At 65.2% G+C, this 7,154-nt stretch carries 2 protein-coding genes, 1 tRNA gene and 2 rRNA genes (1 of these 5 running past the window's edge); 4 read left to right on the top strand and 1 reads right to left on the bottom strand.

Annotated elements, in window-relative coordinates; genetic code table 11:
- The 4 genes from IAG44_RS10470 to IAG44_RS10455 all read left to right on the top strand — a co-directional run.
- Nucleotides 1–2,916, top strand: a 23S ribosomal RNA gene (locus tag IAG44_RS10470); it begins 206 nt to the left of the window's first position.
- Nucleotides 2,917–3,001: 85 nt separating this feature from the next.
- A 5S ribosomal RNA gene (gene rrf, locus IAG44_RS10465) occupies nucleotides 3,002–3,118 on the top strand.
- A 111-nt stretch (nucleotides 3,119–3,229) separates the two neighbouring features.
- Nucleotides 3,230–3,892 (top strand): DegT/DnrJ/EryC1/StrS family aminotransferase, encoded by a 663-nt coding sequence (locus tag IAG44_RS10460; RefSeq protein WP_187752609.1) that lies wholly within the window; start codon nucleotides 3,230–3,232, stop codon nucleotides 3,890–3,892.
- Nucleotides 3,893–3,967: 75 nt separating this feature from the next.
- Nucleotides 3,968–4,040, top strand: a tRNA-Thr gene (locus IAG44_RS10455).
- A gap of 46 nt (nucleotides 4,041–4,086) precedes the next feature.
- Here IAG44_RS10455 and IAG44_RS10450 read toward each other — a convergent pair.
- Nucleotides 4,087–6,825 carry a SpoIIE family protein phosphatase gene (locus IAG44_RS10450; RefSeq protein ID WP_187746862.1) on the bottom strand — a complete coding sequence of 913 codons (2,739 nt, stop codon included), beginning with the start codon at nucleotides 6,823–6,825 and terminating at the stop codon, nucleotides 4,087–4,089.
- Nucleotides 6,826–7,154 lie beyond the last annotated feature (329 nt).

Here is a 7,154-nt window from a genome sequence, read left to right as displayed (position 1 = left end):
AGTACCCTCAGGAAGAGAAAACAACCGTGATTCCGGGAGTAGTGGCGAGCGAAACCGGATGAGGCCAAACCTACGACGTGTGAGACCCGGCAGGGGTTGCGTCGTGGGGGTTGTGGGATCTCTCTTTCACAGTCTGCCGGCTGTGAGACGAGTCAGAAACCGTTGATGTAGGCGAAGGACATGCGAAAGGTCCGGCGTAGAGGGTAAGACCCCCGTAGTCGAAACGTCAGCGGCTCGTTTGAGAGACACCCAAGTAGCACGGGGCCCGAGAAATCCCGTGTGAATCTGGCGGGACCACCCGCTAAGCCTAAATATTCCCTGGTGACCGATAGCGGATAGTACCGTGAGGGAATGGTGAAAAGTACCCCGGGAGGGGAGTGAAATAGTACCTGAAACCGTGTGCCTACAAGCCGTGGGAGCGTCGGACGAGGACTTGTCCTTGTCTCGTGACTGCGTGCCTTTTGAAGAATGAGCCTGCGAGTTTGCGGTGTGTTGCGAGGTTAACCCGGGTGGGGTAGCCGTAGCGAAAGCGAGTCCGAATAGGGCGTTTCTAGTAGCACGCTCAAGACCCGAAGCGGAGTGATCTAGCCATGGGCAGGTTGAAGCGGAGGTAAGACTTCGTGGAGGACCGAACCCACCAGGGTTGAAAACCTGGGGGATGACCTGTGGTTAGGGGTGAAAGGCCAATCAAACTCCGTGATAGCTGGTTCTCCCCGAAATGCATTTAGGTGCAGCGTCGTGTGTTTCTTGCCGGAGGTAGAGCACTGGATAGGCGATGGGCCCTACCGGGTTACTGACCTTAGCCAAACTCCGAATGCCGGTAAGTGAGAGCGCGGCAGTGAGACTGTGGGGGATAAGCTCCATGGTCGAGAGGGAAACAGCCCAGAGCATCGACTAAGGCCCCTAAGCGTACGCTAAGTGGGAAAGGATGTGGAGTCGCAGAGACAACCAGGAGGTTGGCTTAGAAGCAGCCACCCTTGAAAGAGTGCGTAATAGCTCACTGGTCTAGTGATTCCGCGCCGACAATGTAGCGGGGCTCAAGCGTACCGCCGAAGTCGTGTCATTGCAGCATGAGGGCCAACGCCTGCTGTGATGGGTAGGGGAGCGTCGTGTGCCGGGTGAAGCCGCGCCGGAAGGCAGTGGTGGACGGTTCACGAGTGAGAATGCAGGCATGAGTAGCGATACAAACGTGAGAAACGTTTGCGCCGATTGACTAAGGGTTCCTGGGTCAAGCTGATCTGCCCAGGGTAAGTCGGGACCTAAGGCGAGGCCGACAGGCGTAGTCGATGGATAACCGGTTGATATTCCGGTACCCGCTGTGAAGCGTCAAACATCGAACCAGGCGATGCTAAGTCCGTGAAGCCGCCCCGGAGCCTTCGGGCAAAGGGGAGTGGTGGAGCCGACGGACCAGACTTGCAGTAGGTGAGTGATGGGGTGACGCAGGAAGGTAGTCCAGCCCGGGCGGTGGTTGTCCCGGGGTAAGGGTGTAGGACGCAGGGTAGGCAAATCCGCCCTGCACGTAGTCTGAGACCTGATGCCGAGCCGATTGTGGTGAAGTGGATGATCCTATGCTGTCGAGAAAAGCCTCTAGCGAGTTTCATGGCGGCCCGTACCCTAAACCGACTCAGGTGGTCAGGTAGAGAATACCGAGGCGTTCGGGTGAACTATGGTTAAGGAACTCGGCAAAATGCCCCCGTAACTTCGGGAGAAGGGGGGCCATTCCTGGTGATCCGATTTACTCGGTGAGCTGGGGGTGGCCGCAGAGACCAGCGAGAAGCGACTGTTTACTAAAAACACAGGTCCGTGCGAAGCCGTAAGGCGATGTATACGGACTGACGCCTGCCCGGTGCTGGAACGTTAAGGGGACCGGTTAGTCAAGATTCGTCTTGGCGAAGCTGAGAACTTAAGCGCCAGTAAACGGCGGTGGTAACTATAACCATCCTAAGGTAGCGAAATTCCTTGTCGGGTAAGTTCCGACCTGCACGAATGGCGTAACGACTTCTCGACTGTCTCAACCATAGGCCCGGTGAAATTGCACTACGAGTAAAGATGCTCGTTTCGCGCAGCAGGACGGAAAGACCCCGGGACCTTTACTACAGTTTGATATTGGTGTTCGGTTCGGCTTGTGTAGGATAGCTGGGAGACTGTGAAGCAGGTACGCCAGTACTTGTGGAGTCGTCGTTGAAATACCAGTCTGGTCGTGCTGGATGTCTAACCTGGGTCCGTGATCCGGATCAGGGACAGTGTCTGATGGGTAGTTTAACTGGGGCGGTTGCCTCCTAAAGGGTAACGGAGGCGCCCAAAGGTTCCCTCAGCCTGGTTGGTAATCAGGTGTTGAGTGTAAGTGCACAAGGGAGCTTGACTGTGAGACCGACGGGTCGAGCAGGGACGAAAGTCGGGACTAGTGATCCGGCGGTGGCTTGTGGAAGCGCCGTCGCTCAACGGATAAAAGGTACCCCGGGGATAACAGGCTGATCTTCCCCAAGAGTCCATATCGACGGGATGGTTTGGCACCTCGATGTCGGCTCGTCGCATCCTGGGGCTGGAGTCGGTCCCAAGGGTTGGGCTGTTCGCCCATTAAAGCGGTACGCGAGCTGGGTTTAGAACGTCGTGAGACAGTTCGGTCCCTATCCGCTGTGCGCGTAGGAATATTGAGAAGGGCTGTCCCTAGTACGAGAGGACCGGGACGGACGAACCTCTGGTGTGCCAGTTGTTCTGCCAAGGGCATGGCTGGTTGGCTACGTTCGGGAGGGATAACCGCTGAAAGCATCTAAGCGGGAAGCCTGCTTCGAGATGAGTGTTCCCACCTCCTTGAGAGGGTAAGGCTCCCAGTAGACGACTGGGTTGATAGGCCAGATCTGGAAGCCCTGTAAGGGGTGGAGGTGACTGGTACTAATAGGCCGAGGGCTTGTCCTCAGTTGCTCGCGTCCACTGTGTTGGTTCTGAAACCATGAACAACCCCGTATGGCCACATGCGGTGCGGTTGACTGTTTCATAGTGTTTCGGTGGTTATAGCGTGAGGGAAACGCCCGGTTACATTCCGAACCCGGAAGCTAAGCCTCACAGCGCCGATGGTACTGCAGGGGGGACCCTGTGGGAGAGTAGGACGCCGCCGAACAATCATTCAGAGGCGGGCCCTGAACTTCGGTTCAGGGCCCGCCTCTTTTTTGTTGTGTGTCACTTCGAGTTCACGTTCCGAGCTGACCATCCCAGCATGGGTACTGGAGCAATGCTCAGGGCTGCGGGCGTCGGACTCGGTGACGAGGTGATCGTGCCGGCTTTCGGGAACACCGAGGTCGCCGAAGAGGTGGCCCGGGTGGGTGGGATGCCGGTGTTCGCGGACGTGGACCCGGTGAGTTACTGCCTCGACGCGCTGGCCGTCGAGTCGGTCGTCACTCCGAGGACGGCGGCCGTCGTCGTCGTGCACCGCTTCGGGCGGCTCGCGGACATCGGGCGGTTGCGGGAACTCGGGGCGCGGCGTGGGCTGTTGGTGTTGGAGGAGGGGGACGGGGAAGGGGCCGTCGATGAGATCGCGCAGCGGCGGGAGCGGGCGGCGTATCTCGATGCGCGGTTGCGTGGGGTGCGGACGCCCGACGGTGGGGACGGGCACACGTATCAGCAGTACGTCGTGAGGGTGCCGGGGAACGGGCGGCCGGATCGGGACGCTTTCGCGCGGGCCTTGCGCGGCAAGGGGGTCGCGTGCCGGGTGCCGGTGAAGGTGCCTGTGCATCGGCTGCCGGAGTTCAGGCGCTGTGTGTCGTTGCCGGAGACCGAGCGGGCGGCCGGTGAGACGCTGGCGCTGCCGGTCGACGCGGCATTGACGAAAAGGGACATGCAGCGCATTGTGTCCGCGTGCAATGCGCTCGGCGGGTTGTTGCAGCCGGCGTACTGAAACGGGTTTGGGAATACGGGCGCGCTCGGGGTACGATCTTCTTGTTGCCGCGAGGGAAACCCCGCAAAGCGACCGGCCCCTATAGCTCAGTCGGTAGAGCGTCTCCATGGTAAGGAGAAGGTCAACGGTTCGATTCCGTTTGGGGGCTCAGAAATAAACCCCCTGCCTTTACAGGCAGGGGGCTTTTTCATGTCTCACGCCACGCGCATCGCGAGAATCGCCATGTCGTCCGAGGGCGCGTCCGACGCGAAGCGTTCCACCGCGCGCATGATGCGGGCGGCGACCGCCCCGGCGGTGAGGCCGGTGCAGGTGGTGAGGACGTCGGCGAGACCGTCGTCGCCCAGCATGCGTGTGCCCTCGCGGCGTTCGGTGACGCCGTCGGTGACGCACAGGAGGACGTCGCCCGGGTCGAGGGTGACTGTCTGCTCGTACAGCTCAAGGTCCTCGATGACGCCCAGGAGCGGCTGGGGTTCGGCGGCGGGCTCGACGGTGCCGTCCTGGCGCAGGCGCAGGGGGAGGGGGTGGCCGGCGCAGACGACCCTCAGTTCGGCGCTGCCGTCCTCCTGGGGGCGCAGTTCGCCGTACAGGAGGGTCAGGAAGCGGCTGCGGGAACCCTCGTCGAGGATCGCGGAGTTGAGGCGTTCCAGGACCGCGGGGCCGCTCAGGCCCTCGCGGGCGAGCAGGCGCAGGGCGTGGCGGGCGAGGCCGGTCACGGCGGCGGCGTTGGGGCCGGTGCCGCAGACGTCGCCGATGGCGAAGCCGTACGCGCCGTCGCTGATGGGGAAGACGTCGTAGAAGTCGCCGCCGACCTCGTTGCCCTCGCCGGCCGCGCGGTAGATGACGTCGACCTCGACGCCGTCGATCTCGGGCAGGCCCGGGGGCAGGAGGCTGCGCTGGAGGGCCTGGCTGATGGCCGTGCGCTCCGAGTAGAGGCGAGCGTTGTCGAGGGCGAGGGCGGCGCGGCGGGACAGGTCCTCGGCGAGTTCCAGGATCTCCTGGCGGAAGTGTTCGTCGGTCGGTTTGCCGAGGGTCAGCATGCCGATGACGCGGTTGCGGGCGACCAGGGGCAGGACGACGGTCTCGCCGCCGACCGCGGAGGCCGTGGCGAGGGTGGGGCCGATGCCGGTGGTGACCTGGTGGGTGGGGCCGCCGGAGAGGCCGAGGCTGCGCATCGAGCTGCGCAGGGCCGCCTCGTGGGCCGCTCGTCCGGGCGCGGTCCATACGCGGGCGCCGGGGGTGGGGACCGGGTCGGGCGGGGCGATCTTGGAGAGCAGCGACTTGATGCCGTCGATGAGTTCCTCGTCCTCGTGCAGGACGTACGACAGGTACGGGTCGGACGCCTGGTCGGCGATCGTGTAGACCGCGCACCAGGTCGCCAGGGTCGGGACCGTCATCTGGGCCATCAGGGCGAGGGTCTGGTCGCGGTCCAGGGTGCCGGCGAGGAGGTCGGACGCCTCGACGAGGAAGCTCAGGGAGCCCCTGCGCAGCCGTTCCAGCTCGCCCAGGCGGGCCGATTCGACGGCGAGGGCGATCCGGTCGGCGGCGAACTGCAGGCGCAGCGCCTCCTCGTTGGAGTAGCGGCCCGGCGACTCGGAGGCGACGCCCAGGGAGCCGGTGAGGCGCCCCTCGACCTTCAGGGGCACGGTGACGACGGCGCGCATGCCGGTGCCGTTCAGCAGCGGCACGGCGCCGGGGACGGCCGACAGGTCGTCGTGGACGGCGGGCATGCGGGCGGAGCCGTAGCGGCCGGGGCCGGCCTCGACGGGGACGCGCGCGAAGCGCTGGCGGGTGGAGGGGAGGCCGGTGGAGGCGCGGACCTCCAGCTCGGTCTCGTCGTCCGTGGCGAGGAGCAGGAAGGCGGCGTCGGCGTCGAGCATGTCGCGCGCGCGTTCCACGGTGCGCTGGAGGAGGCCGTCGAGGTCGTCCGGCGCGGGGGAGCCGATGAACACCTCGAACGGGTCGGTGCTCGGGGTGTCGGACGAGGTGGTGGTGTCGGTGGCCGGGACGCGGGCCGGGGTCTGCAGGACCGCGCGCTCGTGGTCGCGCACCAGGAGGCAGACGGTGGACGGCTCGCCGCCGGTGTCGCGCACGCGCAGGTGGGAGGCGTAGACGGGGGTGACGCGGCCGTCGGCGCCGCGGATGCCGTAGCTGCCCTCCCAGCGGGAGAGCTGGAGGGCTTCGGCGATGCCGGTGGCGGTGCCCGGGGTGTGCGGCCAGGCGGCGAGGTCGGTGAGGGGTTTGCCGGTGACCTGGTCGGCGGGGTAGCCGAACAATTCCTCGGCGTCCTCGTTCCACGCGGAGATGGAGCCCGCGCGGTCGATCTGGACGACGGCGACGCGGACGCGGCCGTCGGTGAGCGGCAGGAGGCCCACCGGGAGGGAGGGGCCCGCCGCGCGGGTGCCGACGGGGCGTTCGGGCAGGTCGAGCTGGAACCAGACGTTCTTGTGGGTGGGCGTGTACTCGACACCCCAGCGGCCCGCGATGGCCGCGCACAGCTGGAGTCCGCGTCCGCCCTCGCGGTCGGGGTTGCTCATGGCGGGCAGGGCGCCCTGGAGGGGGATCTCGCGGTCCGGGTAGCGGTCGGCGACCTCGATGCGCACGCCGTCGTCGCTGCGCAGGCACAGGACGTCGGCCTGGGTGCCCGCGTGGATGACGGCGTTGGTGACGAGTTCGCTCGTGAGGACGACGGCGTCGTCGACGATGTCGGCGAAGCCCCACCCCTGGAGGGTGTCGCGGACGAACGAACGGGCGGTGGCGACGGACCGTCCGGCGGCCTCGAAACTGGCGCCCGCGCGCGCGGTGATCACAGAACTCCTCGGCGGGTCGGCGGTGTGCAGGGCTTCGCGGTCGTCCGGGTGGCGTGGCTGTGGCGGGCGTGTCCCGGTCGGCCGGTGGTCCGGGGGCTGTCCCCCGGGAATCAGTCCGGTGGTCATTCCTGCGGCCGCCCCTCCGATGCCCGCTCGTGCTCGTGCCACCGCCCAGGCCGGGTCGGGCCGGCGCGGCTGGACAGCCTCTGCAAGGTTACTGACCTTCCGGGGTGCGGCGGATGCCGGTCGCCCGTGTTTCCGTCCCCGGTGTGTGCGGACGGTGTGCACAGCCGCCGAACTGTTATGGCCGTGTTCGGTGAGGGTGAAACACTGGGAAAGCTTCTTGTGAAGGTCCGGGCAGACTGGGTGTCTTCCGTGTACGTCGGGCAGCAGCCTTCACTGTGGCCTGATTACATCGGGCAGCGATACGCGGCAGGGCTGTATGGCGACGAGCG

The sequence above is a fragment of the Streptomyces roseirectus genome, from assembly GCF_014489635.1.
In the GTDB taxonomy this organism is placed as follows: domain Bacteria; phylum Actinomycetota; class Actinomycetes; order Streptomycetales; family Streptomycetaceae; genus Streptomyces; species Streptomyces roseirectus.
The sequence above is the reverse complement of the archived record's forward strand: the minus strand, read 5'-3'. Positions and strand labels throughout refer to the sequence as shown.